Source organism: Enterocloster citroniae (assembly GCF_040545455.1).
GTDB classification, from domain to species: Bacteria; Bacillota; Clostridia; order Lachnospirales; family Lachnospiraceae; genus Enterocloster; species Enterocloster citroniae.
Genome location: NZ_JBEPLZ010000003.1, coordinates 266,328 through 292,911 on the forward strand (window position 1 = coordinate 266,328; position 26,584 = coordinate 292,911).

The window sequence follows — 26,584 nt, forward strand, 5'->3', positions numbered from 1 at the left end:
TGAAAGGACGGGAAACCAATGAGCAAACAGAAATTCTCCCCCCAGGCAGTAAAGATACTGGCGGTCACCATTGTGTGCATGGCCATTATGTTGGGCGTGTCAGCTGTCAACAAGGCCAGGGGAGGAGAGCGCCTGGTCCGGGAATATACAGTTACCCAGGGCCTCCCAAGGCATGTGAAGTATGAAAACATGCCCTCGGATGAAGCCCAGCTGGCGGCGGCCTGGTATTTCAAATATATGGGTCTGGCCCAGTTTGACATGTGCCCAAGGCTGTTTCCCCAGGACCAGCCGGACAGCCTTAATTTTGAACAGAACCGTCAGGATTATGAGGAAGGCCGCTATATCAGGGAATATATCGTACACAGCTTTGAGACCCTGCCAACCGTGGAATACGGGGACCGGAAGACGTACTATGATGAGAAAGCCCGGAGCTGCGGATACAAGGAATACCAGGTGGTGCGCGTGCATTTTTCACAGAAATGGTCTGACAAGGCTCTTGAAAGAGCGCCCCAGTGGGGGGACGGTGAGTTTACCAGGGATTTTGCAGTGGGAAAAGAGACAGGACTTAAGAGCAAATGGAAGATATTTGAACTGGGAATGATGTAATATGTGTTAAAGCAAAAAGGAGGAGCAGCACGCTCTCCCGACACCGGCTGGAGAGTTGGATGTCAGGAAAGCTTGCTGCTCCTTAAGCGTTCATAATAGAAGATATACTGCTGCATTACACCGGCACACCCCTGGTATTGTCCAAAGCAATCCGTTACAATGCAATCCAACAGTCTGCCTTTGGGAGTGCGGCGGTATTTCCGTTGGTCATAATACTGGCTCATGAGAATTTTTTCAATCCAGGTATCCACGGGAAATGCGCTGATATGGTGGAGTCCAAACAGACAGACGCAGTTGGCCACCTTTTTCCCGATCCCGTAAAATCCGGTCAGGTACTCCATGGCCTCCTCATATCCCATCTGCGCCAGCCCTTTTAGGTCTAAGGCGCCTGAAACCGCGTCCTGGCACAGCCTGTGTATGTATTTTGCACGGTATCCCAGCTTTAATGCCTGAAGCTCCTCCAGGGTGGCCCTGGATAATTCCCGGGGCGTAGGAAAGGCATGTACTGTTTCCATGTCCCCGCAGCCCGGATCCCCTTCAAGGGCCTTTCCGTAGGCGGCGCTCAGCGCTTCCACCAGCTCCCTGATCTTAGGGATCGTCTTTTGCTGGGAGATAACAAAGGTGATGATCATTTCCCAGGGATCCTGGCGCAGGATCCGTATCCCCCTTCCCGCCGCGGCCGCGGCCGCAAGATAGGAGTCCTCCGGCGCCACCGAGTCAATGACGGCCTGATAATCCGTGTCCACATCAAAATAAGTCAGCCAAAACCCCATGTCCTCCTCACCGCAGTCAAAGGAGAGTTCCAATCCCCTTTGCCAGATCCTCAGAACCCTTCCCCGGCTGATGATCCTGTAACCGCAGTCCCCATGTCCGGTCAGGGTCCCGGCCGCCAGGGGAGTCATCCGGAAACACTGTCCGGATTCAGCAATCTGCCTTAGGTCAAGGCAGGGTATCACACAACTGGTCATAATCCATCCCGCTTTCTAATCAAGTTTTTCCATATGGTATAGTGTAAACGCAAAGAGGCATTTCGTCAAATGAGATTTCCTGCCATCTCACAAAGGATGAAAAAACACTTGACATTTCCGGACAACCTGGCTAGAATGTACATTAGATTTAGAAGTTATGAAAAGGCAGTGAAAGTGTATAGTAGACATTTATCTTCCATCAGAGAGGGACGGCCACCGGCTGAAAGCCTGCCCGGGTTCAGATAAACAGTTGAAATTCCCACTGGAGCCGCATGGATGAAAGGATGATCCTATTCCCGTAGTCCGTGACGCTGGCACACGTTACGTGCATTTGAGTGTCTGCATTCAGGACCGTCAGGTCTTTGCAGGAACCAGGGTGGTACCGCGGGCTTATCGTCCCGTCCCTTCTTCATGAAGGGACGGGACTTTTTTGTATCACAGGGAATTCCACTGGAATTCCCTGTGATACAAAAAGCGCTCCGCAAAGACCGCACTGCGGCGGAAGGGAAGAAGCCGGTTGTATGAACAAAGAACAAAAAAGGAGAAGCCATGAAAGAGCAGTTAGAGAAAATCAAAGAAGAAGCCTTGAAAAAAATTGAAGCTTCCGATGCGCTGGAAAAACTGAATGACATCCGTGTGTCTTATCTGGGTAAAAAGGGAGAACTGACCAACCTTTTAAAAAGCATGAAGGATGTTGCACCTGAGGAACGTCCAAAGGTGGGACAGATGGTAAACGATGCCAGAGCCGTCATTGAGGGCAAGCTGGAGGAGACAAAGAATGTCCTGGCCAGAAAAGCCAGGGAGGAGCAGCTGAAAAAGGAAGTCATTGACGTAACCCTTCCTGCAAACAAAAACAGCGTGGGGCACAGCCACCCCAATACCATTGCCCTGGAAGAGGTGGAGCGCATCTTTGTGGGAATGGGATATGAAGTGGTAGAGGGACCTGAGGTGGAGTACGACAGGTATAACTTTGAAAAACTGAACATCCCCAAGGGACACCCGGCCAGGGATGAGCAGGATACATTTTATATAAATGACACCATTCTCCTGAGAAGCCAGACTTCTCCGGTACAGGTCCGTACCATGGAAAAGGGGCATCTGCCCATCCGTATGATCGCGCCTGGCAGGGTATTCCGCTCCGATGAGGTGGATGCCACCCATTCCCCTTCCTTTCATCAGATCGAGGGACTGGTCATTGACAAGAATATTACCTTTGCGGATTTAAAGGGAACCCTGGCCGAGTTTGCCAGGGAACTGTTCGGACCTGAGACAAAGGTTAAATTCCGCCCCCATCATTTCCCGTTCACGGAGCCAAGCGCCGAGGTGGATGTGACCTGCTTTAAGTGCGGCGGCAAGGGCTGCCGGTTCTGCAAGGGCTCCGGCTGGATCGAGATCCTGGGCTGCGGCATGGTTCACCCTCATGTGCTGGAGATGTGTGATATCGACCCGGATGAGTACTCCGGCTTTGCCTTTGGCGTTGGCCTTGAGCGAATTGCTCTGCTTAAGTATGAGATTGACGACATGCGCCTTCTGTATGAGAACGATATCCGTTTCCTGAAGCAGTTCTGATAAGGGCTGTTGAGGCAAGAAGACCAGTACTGTATAGACTGTATAGCGTGAGTTTAGTGAATAATAAAGGAGAACCGATATGAATACAGCATTATCATGGATTAAAGCATATGTGCCGGACCTGGATGTGACTGCTCAAGAGTACACCGATGCCATGACGTTGACAGGGACAAAGGTGGAGGGCTTTACCTGTCTGGATAAAAACCTGGAGAAGATCGTGGTGGGAGAGATCCTCTCAGTGGAGCGCCACCCGGATGCCGACAAGCTGGTGGTGTGCCAGGTCAATGTGGGCCAGGCCGGGCCGGTACAGATCGTCACAGGAGCCCCCAATATCACTCTGGATTCCGTTGGGGAAAAGGTGCCTGTGGTCTTGGACGGAGGACGTGTGGCGGGAGGCCATGACGGAGGCCCCCTTCCCGAGGAAGGGATCAAGATCAAAAAGGGCAAGTTAAGAGGCGTGGAGTCCTGGGGTATGATGTGTTCCGTGGAGGAGCTGGGAGCTGAGCGGGAGATGTACCCGGACGCCCCGGAGAGCGGCATCTATATCCTTCCAAAGGACAGCGAACCGGGCAGTGACGCCCTGGTGATTCTGGGTATGCGGGATGTGGTGTTTGAATATGAGATCACCTCCAACCGTGTGGACTGCTACAGCGTGCAGGGGATCGCACGGGAGGCGGCGGCAACCTTCAGAAAGCCCTTCATCCCTCCGGTGGTCACTGCCACAGGCAATGGGGAGGATATCAACGACTATCTGAAAGTGCGGGTGGAGAATACACAGCTTTGTCCGCGTTACTGCGCAAGGATGGTAAAGAATATAAAGCTTGCCCCCTCTCCCAGGTGGATGCAGCGCCGTCTGGCAGCCAGCGGGATCCGTCCCATCAACAACATTGTGGATATAACCAATTATGTGATGGAAGAGTACGGACAGCCCATGCACGCCTTTGATTACGACCAGCTGGCAGGACATGAGATCATTGTAAAATGCGCAAAGGATGGAGATGTGTTCCAGACCCTGGACGGTCAGGAGAGAAAGCTGGACTCCACCATCCTGATGATCAATGACGGGGAAAAGGAAGTGGGAATTGCCGGTATCATGGGCGGTGAGAACTCCAAGATCACGGATGATGTAAAGACCATGGTATTTGAGTCAGCCTGCTTTAACGGCACCAATATCCGCCTTTCCGCTAAAAAGGTGGGACTGCGCACCGATGCATCAGGCAAGTATGAAAAGGGACTGGATCCCAACACGGCTGAGGAGGCTGTAAACCGCGCGTGCCAGCTGATCGAGGAGCTGGGAGCAGGAGAGGTTGTGGGAGGTATCATTGACATTTACCCGGTTAAAAAGGTGGAAAAGAGAATACCTTTTAACGCTGATAAGATCAACAAGCTCCTGGGCACCGATCTGCCGGAAGAGACCATGCTGGGGTATTTTAAAACCATTGAATTAAAATATGACCCTGAGACAAGGGAGGTGATCGCTCCTACCTGGCGTCAGGACCTGGAGCGCATGGCGGACCTGGCTGAGGAAGTGGCCAGATTTTACGGCTATGACAAGATCCCAACAACCCTTCCATCAGGGGAGGCAACCACGGGAAAACTTTCCTATAAGCTGCGCATTGAGGAGATAGCCAGGGAAATCGCCCAGTTCTGCGGATTTTCACAGGGAATGACCTATTCCTTTGAAAGCCCCAGGGTATTTGACAAAATGCTGATACCGGCAGACAGCCGTCTGCGCATGACCGTGAACATTTCCAATCCCCTGGGAGAGGATTTCAGCGTGATGCGCACCAGTTCCCTGAACGGAATGCTCACCTCCCTGTCAACCAACTATAACCGCCGGAACAAGGACGTGCGCCTGTACGAGCTGGCTAATGTATACCGTCCAAAGGCAGTTCCCCTTACGGAGCTTCCTGATGAGCGCATGCAGTTTACCCTGGGTATGTACGGGGACGGGGATTTCTTTACCATGAAGGGCGTTGTGGAGGAGTTTTTTGAAAAGGCAGGAATGCATAAAAAACCCCATTACGACCCAAATGGAGACCATCCTTACCTTCATCCGGGAAGAAAGGCCGACATTGTATATGACGGAAGGGTTGTGGGCTTTTTAGGCGAGGTCCACCCGGATGTGGCCGACAACTACAAAATCGGGGACAGGGCGTATATTGCAGTGATCGACATGCCGTCCATCATGGAGTTCACCACATTTGACAGGAAATATTCAGGAATTGCCAGATTCCCTGCCGTAACCCGCGACATCAGCATGGTGGTTCCAAAGGATATCCTTGTGGGACAGATTGAGGATGTGATCGAACAGAGGGGAGGAAAATTCCTGGAAAGCTATAAGCTGTTTGATGTGTATGAGGGTGCCCAGGTGCTGTCCGGGCATAAGTCCGTGGCATATTCCATCACCTTCAGGGCAAAGGACCATACCCTGGAGGATAAGGAAGTAACTGCGATCATGAATAAAATACTCAATGGGCTGGGAGATCTTGGAATCGAACTGAGAGCTTAGCCTGTACAACTTGTATGGTAAACGGTGCAAGGACTGCCGCGGCGCATGGGAGCATGCTGTCCGCGGCAGTCCGTTTATGGGGCGCGGACAAGCCGGGGCGGATTGAAAATGAGGCGGAGTTGCCGGTCAGCCGGGCCCAAAGGGCAGCAGGAACTGCGGCCGTCCGGCAGCATAGGGCGCGATGTCGTATTCCTGGAAGTACAGGACCAGGCCGTCCGTTGTCAGGTAATAGTTTTCCTCCTTAAATGTTTTCCTTATAAGGGCGGCATAATCCTCAAAAAAGGCGCCTGGTTCCGTGCGCAGATGTTCTGTGATCCGTTGTTCGATATAGTTTTGTATGTTATCAGCATAATGGGGATCCGACTGGAAAAATTCTCCCAGCTGCATCTGCCTGCCATTTGAAAAATTCCAGGTATCGGAGGTGCGGACAGTGGAACCGTGGGCTCCGCCCATAAATGTATACTGGTCAAAGTACAGACTGGTGATACAGCCGTAGTTAAGGGGGACCGTGTAGGCGATGTTGAACTCGTAGGTGTGGAAGGGAGGGATGTTGTCCTCGATATACCGGGCATCTTCTGCGGCCTGGGGGTAGAGCACGGTGCGGCAGTACTGCTCCTTTTCCTTTGCAACGGATGCGTAATGTGCGTTGGCTGTCTGCGCAGCGGTCTGGCTGCAGGTGGAGAGAAAGGTGGGGAATTCAATGGTATATTTTAAGACCGGTATATCGCGGCTGTAAAACGTATGTTCCAGGGAATGGTGGATGATGGTCTGCATGGGGGCTCCACTGTAAGGTTTGCATTATTATATGTGGGTTTTGGGGGAAATGTCCCGGGGAACGGAGGAAGGCTTTCAGGCAAACATCCTTTGTGCTTGTAAAACTTTGGAATATTCAGTATAATCAAATTATGCATGGGGCGGACATTGGCGGAGGAATCAGGGATATGAGTAAATATGAGCAAATGATAAGCGGAATACGGTCGGAATATGGAGCCCATTTTCTCATGGACTTTATGCCGGCCGGTTTTTTTCGATGCTCAATGGATGCAGTGAGAAAAGTGGACATGGCAAACCGGACGATGCTGGATCTTTTTGGATGCAGGGACACGGCCGAGTTTGAGGACCTTACAGGGGGGACGCTGGAGGGGATGATCCTTGACAAGGATTATGAGCATGCGATCATGGAATCACGGAATCAGTTGTGCCAGGGAAAGGATATCCTTAAGACAGAGTTCCGCATTGTGAGAAAGGACAAAAGCACCCGGTGGGTGGACTGCAGAGGCCGTATCATTGAGGGGGAGAAGGGACAGAGATGGGTTTACACCATTATGCTGGATGACACGGAGGACAAGAAGCAGATCCATACCTACAGGGAAAAGTCCAGGCGGGATTCCCTTACCGGCCTGCTGAACAGGGAGGCGTCCAAAGAACAGATAACCCAGTATCTGGAAGCTGTTGGGACAGAGGGCACCGCGGCCCTGATGATCATAGACATAGATAATTTTAAAGATATCAATGATACAAAGGGGCATCTTTTTGGGGATAGTGTTCTGACGGAAGTGGCCAAGTGCATCAGCGGTGTTTCGAGGAGAAGTGATGTGGTGAGCCGGATCGGCGGCGATGAATTCCTGGTGTTTTTGATCGGGGTCAGCGGACAGGAGGAGGTCATGGCCTATGGCGGCAGGATCATGGAAGGCCTGGCCGGCATCTCCGCCCCGGCGGCGGAATCCTTCCGCCTCAAATGCTGCATCGGTGTGGCCATGTATCCGGAGCATGCAACGGAATTTGACCAGCTCTTTGCCAAGGCGGACATTGCGCTTTATTCGGGAAAGAAAAGCGGGAAGGGGAAATGTGTCTTTTATCAGTCCTCACTGCCCTCCGTGGATGCTGCCAGGTGGGAGTCCTTTTCCGCCCGGGTCCCAAGGATTGATTCCGAGGACGAGCGGATCTACAGCGGGGACAGGATCATCCACTATGTATTTAAGGCCCTGTATGAATCAGGGAATACCAGGGAAGCGATCGACTCCATACTTAAGATCGTGGGAATTCAGTTTAATGTAAGCCGCGTTTATATATTTGAGGACAGCCCGGACGGGCGGCTTATGAGCAATACTTTTGAATGGTGCAATCAGGGGATCAGCCCCCAGATCGACAACCTGCAGAATATGTCCTATGAGACGGATGCCCCCGGTTACCGGGACAATTTTGATGAGAACGGCGTCTTTTTGTGCATGGATGTGGATGTGCTCCCTCCTGTGCAGAAAAGGGTGCTCACCTCCCAGGATATCAAGGCCATTCTCCAGTGCGGTATCTATGACAACGGAAAGCTGGTTGGATTTATCGGCTTTGACGAGTGCAAGGAGAACCGGCAGTGGACAGGTGCACAGGTGGAGGCGCTCACCTACGTGGCCCGGATCGTGGGAACCTTTCTTCTCAAGGACCGTGCCCAGAATGTGCTGAAGCAGGAACTTTCCAGTCTTCAGAACGTGCTGGACGGCGTGACGGAACAGATCAGCTGCAGGGAACAGGGGGAGGAGGACATTGACGGCCTTACCAACCTGCTTACCGCCGGGGCGTTTGAGCGGAGGATGGAGGAGTATCTGAAAACAGAACCGAGGGAAGGCACCCCGGCGGCATTGCTTTTGGACATGGACCATTTCCAGGACATTAACAAGGCCAGGGGAAAGCTGTTTGGCAATGTGGTGCTGATGAATGTTGCCAGTTGTCTGAAACGGGCATGCAGGGAGGGGGACCTGATCGGCCGTTTTGGCGGGGATGAGTTCCTGGTGCTTCTCAAGAACACGGACAAGGAGGAGGCGATCAGGATCGCTTCCTCCATATCCGGGGATATCGGATGCATTCTGGCGGACAGCCAGGGCGGCCTTATGAAGGTCAGCTGCAGCATTGGCATACGGATGGTTGCGAGAGACGAAAAAGGATTCTACGATGTCATGGTGAAGGCGGATCAGGCCATGCACGAGGCAAAGAAAGAGGGCAAGGGCGGCATCCGGTTTTACGAGTCTGTTGAGGACAAGAGGGATGAGGAGTTTACCTATGAACGGCTGAAGCGTTCCAATGATGAGAAGCGCAGGGAGCAGAGCAGCCTGCAGGACAAGACCAGCACAACGGTTGCCCTGGAGGTGTTTGAAAAGACCTCCTCCTTTGAGGAGGCGCTGCACATCCTCATGGGATTCATGGGCAACCGGTTTTGCCTGAACCGCATTGTCCTCTATATGAATGGGGAAAATGAGCAGGGGCTGGCTTACCAATGGGTGGATGACAGGACCGCCATGTTATTTGACCCATCGGACAGTTTCCGCAAGGAAGAGTTTTATCTCAGTTATAATCTCTATGACAGCGATGGAATCGCGGTTTTAAAAAGAAGCGGCCTGAAGCATTACAATACCGGACTGCTGCGGCTCATGGACAGGGCAAAGGCAAAGACCATGCTGTTTGCAAGCGTAACCATAGACAACCAATACACAGGTATGCTGGTGCTGGTCAATACGGAGGAGGAACGGGACTGGCCTGTGGCGGAGCGGGGAGCCATATCTGAGATCGCCCGCGTGGTGGGGATCAACGCCAAGTCATCCCTGCGCCTGAAGGAGGCCAGGCGGGAGGCCGAATACTACAAGAACAGGGACATCCTCACAGGTCTTATGAACTATGACCGGTTCAAGGAAGACTGTCAAAAGGTGCTGGATGACAGGAAAGAAAGCTATGTGATCATATCCAGCGATATCAAAGGATTCAAATTCATCAATGAGGAGGTGGGATATACCCAGGGGGATAATATCCTGCGTATGTTTGCCGACATGCTGATCCAGAATGGGCGGGAGGAAAATTTCTACACCAGGGTCAGCGCGGACCAGTTCCTGACCTTTGGTATCTGCAGGATGGAACGGGATGGGTTTGTGCGGATGGTCCGGCACCTTAACGAGGAATTCTGCAGGATACAGAACGGGATCTTTGCCAAGATCAATATCATGATACGCTCCGGCATTTATTTTATCGAAGATGAATGCCGGGAGATCGAGACAGCCATTGACCGGGCTGCCATTGCCAGAAAGTCCGTGGACTACATTATGAAATCCACTGAGGTGGTGTTTAACGATGGTCCCTTTGACAGCAGTTTCCGCGAAAATGAGATCATCAACAGGATGGAGTATGCCCTGAAGCATGAGGAATTTAAAGTCTATCTTCAGCCCAAGTTTTCCCTTGTGGATTATACTCTTGTTGGGGCGGAGGCCCTTGTGAGATGGCAGCGGGAAGACGGGCGGATCATGGGGCCGGGTACATTCATCCCTCTGTTTGAAAAAAACGGTTTTATCTCCCAGGTGGATTACTGCCTTTTTATACAGGTGTGCAGGAAGCTGAGGGAGTGGCAGGATGAGGGCGGAAGTCCGGTCTGCATTTCCCTGAACCTTTCCAGTGTGGATATCTGTGTAAAGGGAATCCTGGAGGAGATCCTGGAGGGAACAAAGAAATACGGGATCGACCACAGGTATCTGGAGTTTGAACTGACAGAGACTGCCTTTTTGGAGGATACGGAGCGGACCTATCATGTGATGAAGGTGCTGAGGGACAGCGGGTTCACCACGTCCATTGATGATTTTGGTTCCGGTTACTCCATCATGAATATGATGGCGGATATCCCCTGTGACGTGATCAAGCTGGACTGCGGGTTTGTGCAGTCCTGTCAGAAGACGGACCGGGGCAGGGAATTTCTAAGACAGCTGATCCAGATGACCAACAAGATGGGATTTACATCCCTGTGCGAGGGAATCGAGACAAAAGAGAAGCTGCAGATGGTGTCGGAGATGGGCTGTTCCATTGGACAGGGCTTCTATTTTGCAAGGCCCATGCCTATGGATGAATTTTTTGAAAGATTTTGTAAAAAATCCATTGACAAAAACTGATTCATCCATTATAATAACCTACGTTGCTTGCGAGAGCAGCGTAACGCAGAAGTGGCGGAATTGGCAGACGCGCACGGTTCAGGTCCGTGTGGTAGTAATACCTTGAGGGTTCGACTCCCTTCTTCTGCAGTCATTTAAAGAGCAGGAAGCAGAATATGCTTCCTTTTTTTTGTATCATATGAAATCCCTATGATACGAAAAACGCTCCGCAAAGACCGCGCCGCGGCGGAAGGGAAGTTTTCGCTGAAACAGCCCGCCGCAGACGGTGAATCCTGAAAACAAAAGTGAATGTTATAATAAAAATCAGGATTTAAGGGAAAACTATAAATGTTGCAATTGCAACAGACATTTTCTGCCATAAGAGGTAAAGTTTTGATAGTAATTTACTAGGAAATAGTATATACTGTAAGTTGTGGCTTAAAAAGCGTGTTCCCTTGTAGACGAAGGGTATGGGTCGTGTATTTTGCGCGCCCTGAAATAAAAAGAAGAGATAAAAGAGAGGTAGGAAACAAGATGCTTACATTAGAGAATCTCTCCTTTGATGTGAATGATGAAAAAGGAGAAAAGGGGATCATTAAGGACATAAGCTTTACGGTCAATGACGGAAAGTTCGTTGTGATCACCGGTCCCAACGGGGGAGGAAAATCTACAACAGCGAAACTGATCATGGGGATAGAGCGGCCCACAGGAGGGCGCATCCTGTTTGACGGACAGGATATCACGGATATGAGCATCACAGACAGGGCCAATCTGGGAATCAGCTTTGCCTTTCAGCAGCCGGTCCGTTTTAAGGGAGTGCAGGTACTGGATCTTCTCCGGCTGGCTTCGGGAAAGACGCTGACAGTAGCTGAAGCCTGTCAATATCTGGCAGAGGTAGGACTTTGCGCAAAGGATTATATCAACCGCGAGGTAAATGCCAGCCTGTCAGGAGGAGAACTTAAGAGGATCGAGATTGCCACTGTCATTGCCAGGGGATCCAGGCTTTCCGTGTTTGATGAGCCGGAGGCGGGGATCGATCTGTGGAGCTTCCAGAACCTGATCCAGGTATTTGAGCGCATGCGCCAGAATACCAATGGATCCATCCTGATCATTTCCCATCAGGAGCGCATCCTGAATATTGCGGACGAGATCGTGGTAATTGCAGACGGACGGGTGGTAAACCAGGGTACAAGAGATGAAATCATGCCTCAGATCATGGGAACTGCTTCCGCGGTAGACGCGTGCAGCAAGTTCTATGAGACAGCATAGCCAGAGGAGGAGTGAGCGACATGACAGATGCAATACAGGAGAGAATCTTAGAGGAAGTGGCAGGCCTTCACGGCGTGCCCGAGGGCGCGTATAACATCCGTGCCAATGGAAAGACAGCAAGCCGCAGCACAACGGCTAATATTGATATTGTCACAAAGACAGACAAACCAGGCATCGATATCAGGATCAAGCCCGGGACCAGGAATGAGAGCGTACACATTCCCGTAGTAGTAAGCGCCAGCGGTTTAAAGGAAATGGTATACAATGACTTTTTTATCGGAGATGACTCTGATGTGGTGATCGTGGCCGGCTGCGGCATCCATAACTGCGGGGACCAGGATTCCGAGCATGACGGCATCCACCGCTTCTTTGTAGGGAAAAATGCAAAGGTCAAATACGTGGAAAAGCATTACGGGGAAGGGGACGGCCATGGCAAGCGCATATTGAATCCGGGTACGGAAGTGTATATGGAAGAGAACAGCTTTATGGAGATGGAGATGGTCCAGATCAAGGGTGTGGACTCCACCAACAGGACCAACACCGCGGAACTGGCGTCCGGGGCCAAGCTGATCGTGCGTGAGCGCCTTCTCACCCATGGTACACAGGAGGCTGAGAGCACCTATATCGTAAACCTGAACGGGGATGATTCCAGCGCGGACGTGGTTTCCCGCTCCGTTGCAAAGGACAACTCCAAGCAGACCTTTAACTCTAAGATCGTGGGCAATGCAAAGTGCAGCGGCCACACGGAGTGTGATGCCATTATCATGGACGATGCCAAGATTTTCGCCATACCGGGTCTTATTGCCAATAACATTGACGCGGCCCTGATCCATGAGGCTGCCATTGGCAAGATCGCAGGAGAACAGATCGTGAAGCTGATGACCCTGGGACTGACCGAGGAAGAAGCAGAGGCCCAGATCGTTAACGGATTCCTGAAATAAAAGCAGGCGCGGGGGGAAAAGATGAAGGGGAATACAAAAGAGGGAAGGGCGTCTGCCCTTCTCCCGATTCTGGTGTTTCTGTTGATATTCTTAGGTTCCGGTTTTATCACCGGGAACTTTTACAGCATGCCGGCCATTGCGGCATTTCTTATTGCACTGCTGGTAGCGTTTGTGCAGAACAGAGAACTCTCATTTTCAGAAAAGATCAGGCTGGCGGCAGAGGGCGTTGGTGATGAGAATATTATCACCATGTGCCTTATATTTTTAGCTGCAGGAGCATTTACAGGAGCGGTGAAAGCAGCGGGAGGCGTGGACAGCACCGTGAACCTGGGCTTGTCCATTCTGCCCTCCAATGTGGCGGTGGCAGGCCTGTTTCTCATAGGCTGTTTCATATCCATCTCCATGGGAACTTCCGTGGGAACCATCACGGCCCTGGCCCCCATTGCGGTGGGAATCAGTGAAAAAACCGGTTTTTCCATGGCTGTCTGCGCAGGGGCGGTGGTGGGAGGCGCCATGTTCGGTGATAACCTGTCCATGATAAGCGATACCACCATTGCCGCTGTCAAGACCCAGGGATGTGAGATGAAGGACAAGTTTAAGGAAAATTTCCTTATTGTGCTTCCGGCAGCCATTGCAACCATTATCCTGTTCCTGGTGTTAGGAAGGGACGCCGCCTTTAGGCTGACCGGGAATCTGTCCTACAACCTGTTCCGGGTGCTTCCCTATGTGGTGGTCCTGGCAGGTGCCCTGGCCGGGGTGAACGTGTTTGCGGTACTTATCGCAGGCACGGTGCTGTCCCTGATCACAGGCGTGGCCACAGGCGCATTTCCCCTGGGGGAGATGTTTAACCATGTGGGAGCGGGGATCACGGGCATGTACGACATTACGGTCATCTCCGTGGTCGTGGCCTGTATTGTGGCCCTGGTCAGGGAGTACGGCGGCATTGATTTTATCCTGGCATTTATCAGGAAAAGGATCAGCGGCGAACGGGGCGGTGAGCTGGGCATCGCGGCCCTGGCCCTTCTGGTGGACATGTGCACGGCCAACAACACGGTGGCCATTGTCATGTCCGGTCCCATTGCAAAGGAGATCAGCGATGACTTTGGGGTGACTCCCAGGCGCAGCGCATCCCTTTTGGATATGTTCAGTTCCATGGGACAGGGGCTGATCCCCTATGGGGCCCAGCTTCTTGCGGCTGCAACCATTACAGGGCTTACACCCTTTGAAATCATACCTTACTGCTTTTATCCCATTCTCATGGGAGTCAGCGGCCTTGCATTTATTTTTATAAAAAAACGAACAAGAGAATAGGATGAAGATAATATGAAGACAAAGAATCAATGGGCCAGTAAACTGGGATTTATCATGGCCACGGCAGGAGCAGCCATCGGACTGGGAAACCTTTGGAAATTTCCCTACCTTATGGGACGCAACGGAGGCGCATCCTTCCTTGCGGTATACCTGTTCTTTATCTGCATACTGGGCGTTCCTGTTATGATGATAGAGATGTCCCTGGGCAGAAGGACGCGCCACGACCCCATCCAGGCATACGGGGATATCACCTCCAACGCGCGGATCGTGGGTGTGTTCGGGGTGGCGGCGGCATTTCTCATCCTGTCCTATTACAGTGTGATCGGCGGCTGGATCATCAAGTATATTGTCAGCTATGCAAGCACCTTCCAGGCGCCTGTGGATTTTGAGGCATTTATAAGCGCTCCCTTTGAGCCTGTGGTCTGGCATTTCCTGTTTCTGCTTGTGACCACCACCATCTGCTGCTTTGGAATCGGCGGGATCGAGAAGGTGAGTAAGATCATGATGCCCCTGCTGTTTGTGCTTCTTCTGGTCATTATCGGAAGGGGAATCACCCTTCCCGGCGCTGGGGAAGGGTTTAAATTCGTCTTTATTCCCAACCGTTCGGCCTTTAACATGACGGCGGTCAGCGCTGCCCTTGGGCAGGTGTTCTACTCCCTCAGCCTGTGCATGGGAATCACCATTACCTATGGCAGCTACCTCAGCGACCAGGAGAATATTCCCAGGAGCTGCCTCAGTGTAGCGGGGCTGGACACCGTCATCGCCCTGATGGCAGGGATCGCTATTTTCCCGGCCGTGTTCTCCTTTGGCCTGGAACCGGGACAGGGCCCGGGCCTTATTTTCGGAACCCTGCCCAAGGTGTTTTCCGCAATCAAGGGCGGCCCGTTTTTTGCGCTTGTTTTCTTCACACTGGTGTTCTTCGCAGCGGTCACCAGCGCCATTGCCCTGTTGGAGGTCACCGTATCCTTTGCCCTGGATACCCTGCGCCTGAGCCGCCGCACCGGTACCATCCTTCTGGGAACTGCCTGTTTCCTGGTGGGCATTCCCAGCGCGCTTTCCTTCGGGACCCTGAGCCATGTGACCATACTGAATTACAGTGTATTTGATTTCATTGGAATGATAACCGACAATATACTTCTGCCCCTGGGAGGCGTGACCATGTGTTACTATATAGGATGGAAATGGGACCCCCAGTACCTGGTGGAGGAGATTGAGAAGGACGGGATCCCCTTTAAACTGAAAAAGCTCTGGATCCTCTGTATCCGCTTCCTGACCCCGATCATGGTGCTGGCAGTCACCATCACCGGCTTTTACAACATTTATATGACGGTCAGGGGATGAGAACCGGCTGACATAATATAAGTTTTGCATGAATACACTGAATCATATGATAACGGTACATGATCGATTCACACAGAGGTGACACCATGCAAAACCAAAAACGCGAAAATCTCCTGAACCTGGCCCTGGACGCCACCCCTGAAGAACGTGAGCGGTCCGAGAACCTGGATGTGGGCTACGATCCTTTGGAGCGCACCTGGGAACTGATCGTCAGGCATTCCGGAAGCCTGGCAGGCCTTACACAGGAGGGCATCCAGGTAAACGAACTGCTGAACGGCTACGCGGTCCTGGTGGTCCCGGAACATCTCATGGACCAGGTAAGCGACCTGAACCAGATTGAATATATTGAGAAACCAAAGAGGCTGTTTTTTGCCAGCAATATGGCAAGGGCGGCCTCTTGCCTGTCCGTGGTACAATCCTCCATTGGAGGAGGGGGAGGCGGCGTGATCAGCGGACTGGCCTCCGGCCTTACGGGAAAGGGAGTCCTGGTGGCTGTCATTGATTCCGGAATCGACTATTTTCATGAAGATTTTAAAAATGCGGACGGAAGCACCAGGATCCTCATGCTCATGGACCAGGACCGGGACCGGATCTACACAAGGGAGGAGATCAACCAGGCCCTCAACGCCCCGAACCGTGCGGCCTCCCTGGCAATTGTCCCGTCCGTGGATCTAAGCGGGCACGGGACAGCGGTGGCGGCCATTGCGGCGGGAAACGGCAGGGGAGACAGGGGGATCTACCGGGGAGTTGCCTATGAAAGCGACCTTCTGGTGGTGAAACTGGGGGCGCCTATGGCGGACAGTTTTCCCAGGACCACCCAGCTGATGAGAGGGCTGGATTTTGTCATCCGCCAGGCCCAGGAACTGGGGCGGCCCGTGGCTGTCAACCTGAGCTTTGGAAACACCTACGGTTCCCATGACGGCACCAGCCTGCTGGAGACATTTATGAACGACATATCCAATTACGGCAGGAGCGTTCTGGTTGCAGGCACAGGGAATGAGGGGGCGGGTGCAGGCCATACATCGGGACAGCTGGTCATGGGAAATGATACCAATGTGGAGCTTTCCATCGCACCCTTTGAGACAGGGATGGGAGTGCAGCTTTGGTCCTCCTATGTGGACCAGTTTGCCATCCGCCTGATCACTCCCTCCGGCGACATCATAGGCCCTATTGACAGCCGGCTGGGGCCTCAGACGCTGAATTACGGGGGGACCAGGATCTTGCTCTATTACGGCAAGCCCAGCCCCTACAGCCCGGCCCAGGAGATCTATTTTGATTTCATACCCATCAGGGATTACCTGGACAGCGGCATATGGACCTTTCGCTTGACCCCGGAACGGATCGTCACAGGGCAGTACAATATGTGGCTTCCCTCCAGGGGCATCTTAAATCCCTCCACCCGGTTTCTCAGGGCAGTGCCGGAGACCACCCTGACCATTCCCTCCACTGCGGCCAAGGTGATATCCGTGGGGGCTTATGATGATTCCTACCAGGCATATGCCGACTTTTCCGGGCGAGGTTTTACAAGACAGACCAGGCAGGTGAAACCGGACCTGGTGGCGCCGGGCGTGGATATTATAACGGCCAGAAGCGGGGGAGGGTATGAGGCGGTGACCGGAACTTCCTTTGCGGCGCCCTTTGTCACGGGAAGCGCGGCCCTTCTCATGCAATGGGGGATCGTGGAGGGAAATGACCCCTTCCTGTACGGTGAAAAGGTAAAGGCGTTTCTGGCCCGGGGGGCCAGGCATTTGCCGGGATATGAGGTTTGGCCCAACCCGCAGCTGGGATACGGCGCCCTGTGTGTCAGGGACAGCCTGCCCATCTGATGCTTCTTGACCGGTTTTTCCGGTCAAGAAGAAAAGCCGCCCTGAACAGTTACACGAATGAAACAATGAAGTCAGACTATCAGCACATGCTCTATGAAATTGTTGGAATTTATGATATAATGTGAGCATTAGGCATTGTTTTACAGGCTTAATGCTCTTTTGTAACCGTGATAATAGAATTTTTTGTAGTAAAAAGAGGAACCGGGCAATATAATAGTAGAGATAGGGAGTGGACGGATGAATATCAGGGAGTCATTGGAAGCATTGGAGGAATCATATATGAGTCCCTATGCGTCCTTTAGCAGCAGGACGCGGGGACGGGACAAGCCGGAGCCTCTTTGCGACATGCGGCCGGAATACCAGAGGGACAGGGACCGCATCCTGCATTCCAAGGCATTCCGGCGTCTGAAGCATAAGACCCAGGTATTCCTGGCTCCTGAGGGAGACCATTACAGGACCAGGCTGACCCATACCCTGGAGGTGTCCCAGATCGCCCGCACCATTGCCAAGACCCTGAGGCTGAATGAAAGCCTCACAGAGGCCATTGCCCTGGGCCATGACCTGGGGCACACCCCATTCGGCCACTCCGGTGAATACATATTAAACAAGATATGCGAGGATGGTTTTGCCCACTACCAGCAGAGTGTACGCATTGTGGAGATCCTGGAAAAGGATGGAAGGGGATTAAACCTTACCTGGGAGGTGAGGGACGGGATCTTAAACCACAGGACCTCGGGCCATCCTTCTACCCTGGAAGGGGCCATTGTCCGTCTTTCCGACAAGATCGCCTATATCAATCACGATATTGACGATGCCATCCGGGCCAGGATGTTTGTGGAAGACGAGCTTCCCGGAGAGTACACGGACATACTGGGACACAGCGTCCGGGAGCGCCTGAACAATATGATACATGATATCATATTAAACAGTATGGATAAGCCTGCCATCATCATGTCCGAGGGCATGGAGGAGGCCATGCAGGGGCTGCGCAGATGGATGTTTGAGAATGTGTATAAGAATGAGATCCCCAAGGCGGAAGAGGGCAAGGCCCAGAACATGATCCGCCAGCTCTATGAATATTACATGGGCCATGTTGACAAACTGCCTATGGAATATGTGCTTTTGATCGTCAATGGAGGGGAAAAGAAGTCGAGGGTGGTCTGCGATTACATTGCGGGCATGAGCGACATCTATGCCATTGACCAGTTTGAGGAATTATTTGTTCCAAAGCGGTGGAACGTGTATTGAGTTTATAAATATAGAAGGGAGATCATTTCATGTACTATCCCGATGAAGTCATAGAAGAAGTGAGAATGAAGAACGACATCGTAGATGTGATTTCAGGATATGTGAAGCTGCAGAAAAAGGGCGCCAACTATTTTGGGCTCTGCCCCTTCCACAACGAGAAATCCCCCTCCTTTTCCGTGTCGCCAGGCAAACAGATGTACTATTGCTTTGGCTGCGGCGCAGGGGGGAACGTGCTCACTTTTGTGATGGAATATGAGAACTATACCTTTCAGGAAGCGTTGTCGCACCTGGCGGACCGGGCGGGAGTCAACCTTCCCAAGATGGAATACAGCAAGGAGGCCAGGGAGCAGGCGGAACACAGGGCCAGGCTTTTGGAAGTGAACAAGCTGGCCGCCAACTATTTTTATTACCAGCTTAAAGCGCCCCAGGGCAGGATGGGGTATGAATATTTCCATGATAAAAGGGATCTGTCGGACGACACCATTGTGCGTTTCGGGCTGGGATATTCCAACAAGACCAGCGATGACCTCTACCGTTTCCTAAAGGGTAAGGGATATGAGGACAGCTTTTTAAAGGACACCGGCCTGGTGACACTGGAAGAGCGCGGGGGAAGGGACAAGTTCTGGAACCGCGTCATGTTCCCTATCATGGATGTGAATAACCGCGTCATTGGTTTTGGAGGACGCGTGATGGGGGACGGAGAACCCAAATATCTCAATTCCCCGGAGACCAAGCTCTTTGACAAGAGCCGCAATCTTTACGGCCTGAATTATGCCAGGACTTCCAGGGAAGGATATCTATTAATATGCGAAGGCTACCTGGATGTCATATCCCTGCACCAGGCAGGCTTTACCAATGCGGTGGCCTCCCTGGGAACCGCATTTACCAGCCAGCATGCCAATGTGCTGAAGCGTTACACGGATCAGGTCATACTGACATATGACAGCGATGGTGCGGGCATCAAGGCGGCTCTCAGGGCCATTCCCATCCTCAAGGAGGTGGGGATATCCATCAAGGTCCTGAACATGAAGCCCCATAAGGACCCGGATGAGTTCATCAAGAACCTGGGGCCGGAAGCATTCAGGCAGAGGATCAAGGAAGCCAAGAACAGTTTCCTGTTTGAGGTGGACGTGCTGAGGCAGAGTTACCAGATGGACGATCCGGAGCAGAAGACGAAGTTTTACCAGGAGACTGCAAGGAAGCTCCTTCAGTTTGGGGAGGCCCTGGAGCGGGAGAACTATCTTCAGGCAGTCGCCAGGGAGCAGATGATACCCGCGGATGAGCTGCGCGGCCTGGTAAACCGCATGGGCATGAGCTTTGGCATGAAAGCCGGGGACCATATGAACCACTCCGGCCAGATCCGCCACAGCGCCCCGGCCCAGGAGGAAGCTTACTTTGAAAATGATCCCTACCAAGGTGAAGACAGCGCACAGGATGGGAGAAACAGTCCCTACGGGGAAAGGGGAGCAGGCCAGGCAAAGCGCCCTAAAAGGCCGGACAAGGAGGATGGGATCCGCCGGTCCCAGAGGCTGCTGCTCACATGGCTTATAGAGACCCCTGAACTGTTTGACAAGATCAGGGGAATTATTACAGCAGATGATTTTGTGGAGGATTTGTATCATCAGGTGGCACAGATGGTATTTGAAGGACAGGCGTCCGGCAATTTAAACCCGGCCGCCATACTCAGCCGCTTTATCAATGACGAGGATCAGTATAAGGAAGTGGCTGCGCTTTTTAATGCCAGCTTAAAAGAGTCCCTCAGCAACGAAGAACAAAAGAAGGCATTCTCGGAGACGGTTGTAAAGGTCCGGAAGAACAGCCTGGATGCGGCCAGCCGCAATGCAAAGGATATAACCCAGTTACAGGAAATCATAAAGCAGCAGGCAGCCTTAAAGCAGCTGCATATCTCACTGGATTAACGCATTTCTTAGGAAGGATGGACCGGTTATGGAAGGGACGAACGTGTTTGAGGAAAAACTGGCAGGATTGCTGGAGGAAGCAAAGAAGAAGAAAAATGTTCTGGAGTACCAGGAGATTATGAACTACTTTGGTTCGGAACAGCCGGCCAGTGACCAGATGGACCAGCTCTTTGAGTTTCTGGATCAGAACAAGGTGGATGTGATACGGATGAACTCGGATGGGGATCTGGACCCGGACCTGTTTATTGAAGAGGAGATGGACCTGGAGGAAGAGGAAGAGATCGACATGGAACATCTGGACCTCTCCGTACCCGAGGGCGTCAGCCTGGAGGACCCGGTGCGCATGTACCTGAAGGAGATCGGCAAGATTCCCCTCCTTTCCATGGAAGAAGAGATTGAACTGGCCAAGAGCATGGAGCTGGGCAACGGGGAGGCCAGGAAACGTCTGGCCGAGTCCAACCTGCGGCTGGTGGTCAGCATTGCAAAGCGTTATGTGGGCCGTGGAATGCAGTTTCTGGACCTGATCCAGGAGGGCAACCTGGGACTGATCAAGGCAGTGGAAAAGTTTGACTACACCAAGGGATATAAGTTCAGCACCTATGCCACCTGGTGGATCCGCCAGGCCATTACCAGGTCCATCGCAGACCAGGCCAGGACCATCCGGATTCCGGTCCATATGGTGGAAACCATCAACCGTCTGGTGCGGACATCCCGCCAGCTGCTTCAGGAACTGGGCCGCGAGCCCACCACGGAGGAGATTGCGGCCAGGGTGGACCTTCCAGTGGAGCGGGTGTCTGAAATCCTTAAGATGTCCCAGGAACCGGTGTCCCTGGAAACCCCCATCGGCGAGGAGGAGGACAGCCATTTGGTGGATTTTATCCAGGACGACAATGTGCTGGTCCCACAGGATGCCGCCGCATTCACTCTTTTGCACGAACAGCTGATGGAGGTGCTCCTGACTCTTACGGAACGGGAGCAGAAGGTGCTGCGGCTGCGCTTCGGCCTGGACGATGGCCGTCCCAGGACCCTGGAAGAGGTGGGCAGGCAGTTTAGTGTGACAAGGGAGCGGATCCGCCAGATTGAGGCAAAGGCCCTGCGCAAGCTGCGCCATCCCAGCAGAAGTAAAAAATTAAAGGATTATTTGGATGAATGATCTTAAATTAGTTATTACTCCCTGCCTGAAAAGGCAGGAATCTCAACCGGAGGAAAAGATGAACTTGGAAACAAATGACAGGACCATACCAAAAGGCACAGTAAAGCTGTCCCTGCGCCTTCAGACCGTTGCCGGCTTTGTAAGGCAGGGCAGCCGCATTGCGGATGTGGGAACAGACCACGGATATGTGCCGGTTTATCTGGCACAGACCGGCAGAATCCGGTCCGCTATTGCCATGGATGTGGGAAAAGGTCCCCTGGAACGGGCAAGGGAGCACATTGAGGAATATGAAACGCGGTCCCCTGGAACGGGATGCCCCATTGAGGCCCGTCTCAGCGATGGTCTTAAAGAACTCACGCCGGAAGATGCGGATACGGTGATCATAGCCGGTATGGGAGGCGAACTGATGATCCGCATCCTGGATCAGGGGCGCCATGTGTGGGACAGCGTAAAACACTGGATCCTTTCCCCGCAGTCCGAGCAGTACAAGGTCAGGGCTTATCTGGAGATGCATGGATTTTTTATTGAGGACGAGACAATGGTGCAGGACGAGGGAAAATATTATACGGTTATGAGTGTTGTCCGGGGAACCATGGAATATGGGCGTCCGGTATGGTATAAATACGGGAAGATCCTGATGGACAGGAAAGACAATATCCTGAAGGAATATCTGGAAAAAGAAAAGCACAGGGTACAGGTAATTGTGGATTCCCTTGGGAGAGAGGACATCGGCGGTATGACGGAGGGACAGAGAAAAGCCATGGGCTCCCTCAGGGAGGAACTGGACCAGATCAAGGAGGCGCAAAATGAAATGCAGTGAACTGATAGAGGTGCTGAAAGGGCTGGCGCCCGAGGATTGTGCCTGTGAGTGGGATAACCCGGGACTTCTGGCAGGCAGAAGCGATAAGGAAGTAAAAAAAGTATACATTGCCCTGGATGCCACGGACCAGGTGGTGGAGGCAGCCATAGAAGCGGGGGCCCATATGCTCCTGACCCATCATCCCCTGATCTTTAAGGCCATCAAACAGGTGAATGACCAGAACTTTATTACCAGAAGACTGGTTAAGCTGATCCAGTCGGATATTTCCTATTACGCCATGCACACCAACTTTGATGCTGCCCCGGGCTGTATGGCGGACCTGGCAGCCAGGAGGCTGGGGCTTGAGGAATGCGTGCCTCTGGAACTCCTGGGAGAGATGGACGCGGGCCAGGGGCCGGTTCCCTACGGCATCGGAAAGACAGGCATCCTAAGGAAGGCCATGACCGTAAGGCAGGTGGCAAAGCGCGTAAAGGAAGCATTTGACCTTCCCTTTGCACTGGTCTACGGCCAGGAGCTGATGGACATGGAAGTGACCAGGATCTCCCTGTGTCCGGGGGCGGGGGGAAGTGAGATCGAGGGGGCCGTATCCTGCGGTTCACAGGTGCTTGTGACCGGTGATATCAGCCACCATCAGGGAATTGACGCGGCTGCAAGGCAGATGGCTGTCATTGATGCAGGCCATTACGGATTGGAGCATATCTTTATCCCCTACATGGCGGAATATCTGGAGGCTCGTCTGGGCGGTGAACTGGAGATCATCCAGGCCCCGCCCGCGTGGCCCGCGGTGATCGTGTAGGGGCGGCAGGACTAGGTGCATTCTCGGAGTTGCCCAGGCACTCGGATTTGCGGGAGTACACTCAATAATAAGGGAGGTAAAACATTTGGTACAGGTTAAAGTAGATGGTTTTGTACGGGATTACCCGGAGGGGACCACCTGGCTGGAAGTTGCAAATGAATATCAGTACAGGTACGAGGACGACATCCTTCTGGTGCGGATCAACGGCAAGCTTCAGGAACTTCATAAGCATGTGAAGGACGGCGAACTCAAATTTATCACGGCCCGGGATAAGCCGGGTATGACGACCTATCAAAGAAGCGCCTCCCTGATCATGCTGAAAGCATTCTACGCAGTGGTGGGAGCGGAGAACATTGATAAGATCGTGATTGACTTTTCCCTGGGAAGAGGTTTCTTTGTGGAGGCGCGGGGGAACTTTGTGCTGGACGAGACCCTTCTCCTGCGGGTGAAAAATAAGATGGCGGAGTATGTGGCCCAGGAGATCCCCATCATGAAGCGCAGTGTGTCCACTGATGACGCTGTCGAGCTGTTCCACAGGCACCGGATGTATGATAAGGAGCGCCTGTTCCATTACCGCCGGGTATCCCGGGTCAATATTTACAGCATTGACGGGTTTGAGGACTACTACTACGGGTACATGGTGCAGAATACGGGATATATCAAATATTTTGATCTGGTCCCTTACCACTATGGATTCATTTTGGTGATGCCCTCCAAGGAAGAACCCAGGACCATCCGGGAATTTGAGCCAAAGGATAAGCTGTTTGCAACCCTGTCAGAGTCCACGGAATGGGGAAGGCGCCTGGATCTGGAGACGGTAGGCGCCCTCAATGACAAGATCGCCCAGGGGGAGATGTCCCATTTAATCCTGATCCAGGAAGCACTTCAGGAAAAAAAGATTGCTGAGATAGCGGCACAGATCGCCTCCAGGAGAAATGCCAAGTTTGTGATGATCGCAGGCCCCTCCTCCTCTGGAAAGACCACATTTTCCCACAGGCTGTCGGTTCAGCTGGAGGCCATAGGGCTTAAGCCCCATCCCATTGCGGTTGACAATTACTTTGTCAACCGGGCGGACAGCCCAAGGGACGAACAGGGAAACTATAATTACGAGGTGCTGGAATGTCTGGACATTGAACTGTTTAACCGGAACATGACGGATCTTCTGGCAGGCAAACGTGTAGAACTGCCCTATTATAATTTTAAGAAGGGTGTGCGGGAGTATAAAGGGAATTTCCTGCAGCTGGGAGCAGAGGATATCCTGGTGATCGAGGGCATCCACTGCCTCAATGACAGGCTGTCCCACTCTCTGCCCAAGGAGAGCAAGTTTAAAATCTATATCAGCGCCCTGACACAGCTTAATATTGACGAACACAACCGGATCCCCACCACGGACGGACGTCTTATACGCAGAATGGTGCGGGATGCCAGGACCAGGGGGTCATCGGCCCAGGATACCATCCGCATGTGGCCTTCGGTGCGCAAGGGGGAGGAGGAGAATATCTTTCCCTTCCAGGAGGAAGCGGATGCCATGTTCAATTCCGCCCTGGTCTATGAATTTGCAGTGTTAAAGCAGTATGCGGAGCCTTTGCTGTTCAGTATTCCAAAGGATTCGGAGGAGTACCTGGAAGCCAAACGGCTTTTAAAGTTCCTGGATTATTTTATCGGGGTCAGCAGTGAGGACATACCTAAAAATTCCATCCTCAGGGAGTTTATCGGGGGAAGCTGCCTCAATGTCTGATGGGACTGGACAAACCTCGGATTCTGTGCTAGACTAATACAGTTGTGAGTAGGACAGGTGGCCGCTGCTGCGAGACCGCAAGGGCGCAGGAGAGGAAAGTCCGGGCTTCACAGGGCAAGGTGCCAGATAACGTCTGGCGGAGGCGACTCCAGGGACAGTGCAACAGAAATATACCGCCTATTGCAGCTTTGGCTGGAAGAGGTAAGGGTGGAAGGGCAGTGTAAGAGACTACCGCCCGTCTGGTAACAGGCGGGGCACATGTAAACCCCACTTGAAGCAAGACCGAACAGGGAGCATATGGCGGCCCGTCAGCTCCCGGGTAGGTTGCTTGAGGCTGCCGGTGACGGCAGTCCTAGATAGATGGCCATCCAACGACATAACCCGGCTTATCGTCCTGCTCACATACAACAGCATCCGTAATAAAAGAGTCTAAGATATCCTTCTTAGGCTTTTTTGTTGTTTGAAATGGAAACATTCAGAAAATCCTAATAGGATTTTAAGAATTTGCTAGTATAATAGACTTCAGAAAAAGCTTGCCGGCGGAAAACGGTTTGCAGGAAAGGAGCCATGGATTGAAAGAAAAGAAGATGAACATGAGGGAAACGGTCATAGGACTGGGCCTGGTCACGGCACTGGCCTGGTTTACATTCCGTATCCTGTTTAAGAAACATTCCATGGAGATCCTTCAGGAGGCATTTCGGAGGGCGGATATCCGGTATGTGCTGATGGGATGCCTGTGCATGGCGGTATTCATTAACTGCGAAGCGGCCAACATAAGACTGCTTATGAGAACCTTCCGGAGAACAGTGCCCTTTAGGCGTTCCCTGTCCTATGCCTGCGCGGGATTCTATTTCAGCGCCATCACGCCCTCGGCCACAGGCGGGCAGCCCATGCAGCTTTACTATATGACAAGGGACGGTTTTGGGTTTGCCCAGAGCTCCTTTACCCTTTTGACAGTGGCGGCCGTGTACCAGATGAGCGTGCTCCTGTACGGAACAGCCGTGGTGATCGTCAGGTTTCCCTTTGTGATGGCCCAGTCCGGGGTGATCCGCTGGCTTTTAATATTCGGGATCCTGGTAAACGGGATCTGCTCCTGCGCCATCCTTCTTATTATCCTAAACGGACTGCTGGCTGAGCGGGCCGGCATGTGCATCATAGGCTTTCTGGCCCGGATAGGGGTCATCAGGAACAAAAAGAAGGCGCAGCGCAGGATGGAAGGGCTTATTATGGAGTACAGCAGGGGCGGTGCGTATCTGAGGGAGTATCCGCTGGTGATCCTAAGGATGTTCCTGCGCTCCATGGTCCAGCTCACCGCTCTGTTCCTGGTGCCCTATTTTGCCTGTCTGGCCCTGGGAATAGGTGCTGAACCGGGAAGCTTCCTGGCCATGCAGGCCATTTTAAGCCTGGCTGTAACGGCAGTGCCTCTTCCCGGCTCCGTGGGAGCATCGGAAGGCGGTTTCATGGCCTTATACGGCCCTTTATTTGGGGCCGGTCAGACATTTTCCATTATGATGCTCAGCAGAGGCATCAGTTTCTATGGATTTCTTGTGATCAGCGGCCTGGTGACCGCGTATCTGCAGTTCAGGCCACGCCTTAGGGCGGCAGGCGAGGGAAAACAACAGGTCATAGGGGTTGACATAGATAGATGACCTATATATAATGGGACTATGGA

Annotated in this window: 18 protein-coding genes, 1 tRNA gene, 1 other RNA gene and 1 other annotated feature; of the genes, 18 read left to right on the forward strand and 2 right to left on the reverse strand. The window is 52.6% G+C overall.

Translation table 11 applies throughout. From position 1 onward, the window contains the following. The first annotated feature begins 18 nt into the window (after positions 1-18). Positions 19-606 (forward strand): hypothetical protein, encoded by a 588-nt coding sequence (locus tag ABID13_RS05245; protein WP_048930172.1) that lies wholly within the window; start codon positions 19-21, stop codon positions 604-606. A 62-nt stretch (positions 607-668) separates the two neighbouring features. On the opposite strand, the gene ABID13_RS05250 is transcribed toward ABID13_RS05245, so the two are convergent. Beyond that, on the reverse strand, positions 669-1,574 hold the full coding sequence (locus tag ABID13_RS05250) for a DNA-3-methyladenine glycosylase family protein (protein WP_007858700.1): 906 nt from the start codon (positions 1,572-1,574) through the stop codon (positions 669-671). Between the two features lie 159 nt (positions 1,575-1,733). After that, positions 1,734-1,983, forward strand: a binding site (T-box leader). 140 nt (positions 1,984-2,123) lie between these two features. On the opposite strand from ABID13_RS05250, the gene pheS reads away from it, so the two are divergent. Further along, a complete protein-coding gene (pheS, locus tag ABID13_RS05255) occupies positions 2,124-3,143 on the forward strand; it encodes a phenylalanine--tRNA ligase subunit alpha (protein WP_007858698.1) in 1,020 nt (339 codons plus the stop codon). Positions 3,144-3,222: 79 nt separating this feature from the next. Continuing rightward, complete coding sequence (gene pheT / locus ABID13_RS05260; protein WP_007858697.1) at positions 3,223-5,655, forward strand: phenylalanine--tRNA ligase subunit beta; 2,433 nt, start codon at positions 3,223-3,225, stop codon at positions 5,653-5,655. A 126-nt stretch (positions 5,656-5,781) separates the two neighbouring features. On the opposite strand, the gene ABID13_RS05265 is transcribed toward pheT, so the two are convergent. Beyond that, a complete protein-coding gene (locus ABID13_RS05265) occupies positions 5,782-6,429 on the reverse strand; it encodes a DUF3298 and DUF4163 domain-containing protein (protein ID WP_007858696.1) in 648 nt (215 codons plus the stop codon). Between the two features lie 167 nt (positions 6,430-6,596). Between ABID13_RS05265 and ABID13_RS05270 the strand changes: the two genes are divergently transcribed. From ABID13_RS05270 to ABID13_RS05340, 15 genes are all read left to right on the forward strand, one after another. Beyond that, the gene (locus ABID13_RS05270) at positions 6,597-10,571 is read left to right on the forward strand and encodes a diguanylate cyclase domain-containing protein (protein WP_048930171.1); all 3,975 of its coding nucleotides are present in this window, start codon (positions 6,597-6,599) and stop codon (positions 10,569-10,571) included. A 45-nt stretch (positions 10,572-10,616) separates the two neighbouring features. Further along, a tRNA-Leu gene (locus ABID13_RS05275) sits at positions 10,617-10,700 on the forward strand. Between the two features lie 384 nt (positions 10,701-11,084). Then, entirely contained in the window at positions 11,085-11,819 is a 735-nt protein-coding gene (locus ABID13_RS05280; RefSeq protein ID WP_007858694.1) for an ABC transporter ATP-binding protein, read from the forward strand. Between the two features lie 20 nt (positions 11,820-11,839). Beyond that, positions 11,840-12,760, forward strand: a complete 921-nt coding sequence (locus tag ABID13_RS05285) for a SufB/SufD family protein (RefSeq protein WP_007858693.1) — start codon at positions 11,840-11,842, stop codon at positions 12,758-12,760. A 21-nt stretch (positions 12,761-12,781) separates the two neighbouring features. Further along, the gene (locus ABID13_RS05290) at positions 12,782-14,071 is read left to right on the forward strand and encodes a Na+/H+ antiporter NhaC family protein (RefSeq protein WP_007858692.1); all 1,290 of its coding nucleotides are present in this window, start codon (positions 12,782-12,784) and stop codon (positions 14,069-14,071) included. Positions 14,072-14,083: 12 nt separating this feature from the next. Next, positions 14,084-15,412: a sodium-dependent transporter gene (locus ABID13_RS05295; RefSeq protein WP_048930170.1), complete on the forward strand. Its 1,329-nt coding sequence runs from the start codon at positions 14,084-14,086 to the stop codon at positions 15,410-15,412. A gap of 86 nt (positions 15,413-15,498) precedes the next feature. Next, entirely contained in the window at positions 15,499-17,238 is a 1,740-nt protein-coding gene (locus ABID13_RS05300; RefSeq protein WP_007858690.1) for a S8 family peptidase, read from the forward strand. 237 nt (positions 17,239-17,475) lie between these two features. Further along, positions 17,476-18,486, forward strand: a complete 1,011-nt coding sequence (locus ABID13_RS05305) for a deoxyguanosinetriphosphate triphosphohydrolase (protein WP_007858688.1) — start codon at positions 17,476-17,478, stop codon at positions 18,484-18,486. Positions 18,487-18,515: 29 nt separating this feature from the next. Next, complete coding sequence (dnaG, locus tag ABID13_RS05310; protein WP_007858687.1) at positions 18,516-20,405, forward strand: DNA primase; 1,890 nt, start codon at positions 18,516-18,518, stop codon at positions 20,403-20,405. A 28-nt stretch (positions 20,406-20,433) separates the two neighbouring features. Continuing rightward, positions 20,434-21,558 carry an RNA polymerase sigma factor RpoD gene (rpoD, locus tag ABID13_RS05315; RefSeq protein WP_007858686.1) on the forward strand — a complete coding sequence of 375 codons (1,125 nt, stop codon included), beginning with the start codon at positions 20,434-20,436 and terminating at the stop codon, positions 21,556-21,558. A gap of 58 nt (positions 21,559-21,616) precedes the next feature. Next, on the forward strand, positions 21,617-22,378 hold the full coding sequence (locus ABID13_RS05320; protein ID WP_045092658.1) for a tRNA (adenine(22)-N(1))-methyltransferase: 762 nt from the start codon (positions 21,617-21,619) through the stop codon (positions 22,376-22,378). Continuing rightward, the gene (locus tag ABID13_RS05325) at positions 22,365-23,174 is read left to right on the forward strand and encodes a Nif3-like dinuclear metal center hexameric protein (RefSeq protein ID WP_007858683.1); all 810 of its coding nucleotides are present in this window, start codon (positions 22,365-22,367) and stop codon (positions 23,172-23,174) included. The genes ABID13_RS05320 and ABID13_RS05325 overlap by 14 nt, the downstream gene beginning before the upstream one ends. A gap of 85 nt (positions 23,175-23,259) precedes the next feature. Continuing rightward, the gene (locus tag ABID13_RS05330; RefSeq protein WP_007858681.1) at positions 23,260-24,912 is read left to right on the forward strand and encodes a nucleoside kinase; all 1,653 of its coding nucleotides are present in this window, start codon (positions 23,260-23,262) and stop codon (positions 24,910-24,912) included. A gap of 45 nt (positions 24,913-24,957) precedes the next feature. Next, positions 24,958-25,317: RNase P RNA component class A (rnpB, locus tag ABID13_RS05335), an RNA gene on the forward strand. A 167-nt stretch (positions 25,318-25,484) separates the two neighbouring features. Continuing rightward, positions 25,485-26,561, forward strand: coding sequence for a lysylphosphatidylglycerol synthase transmembrane domain-containing protein (locus ABID13_RS05340; protein ID WP_048930169.1), 1,077 nt, complete (start codon positions 25,485-25,487; stop codon positions 26,559-26,561). Positions 26,562-26,584: the final 23 nt, after the last annotated feature.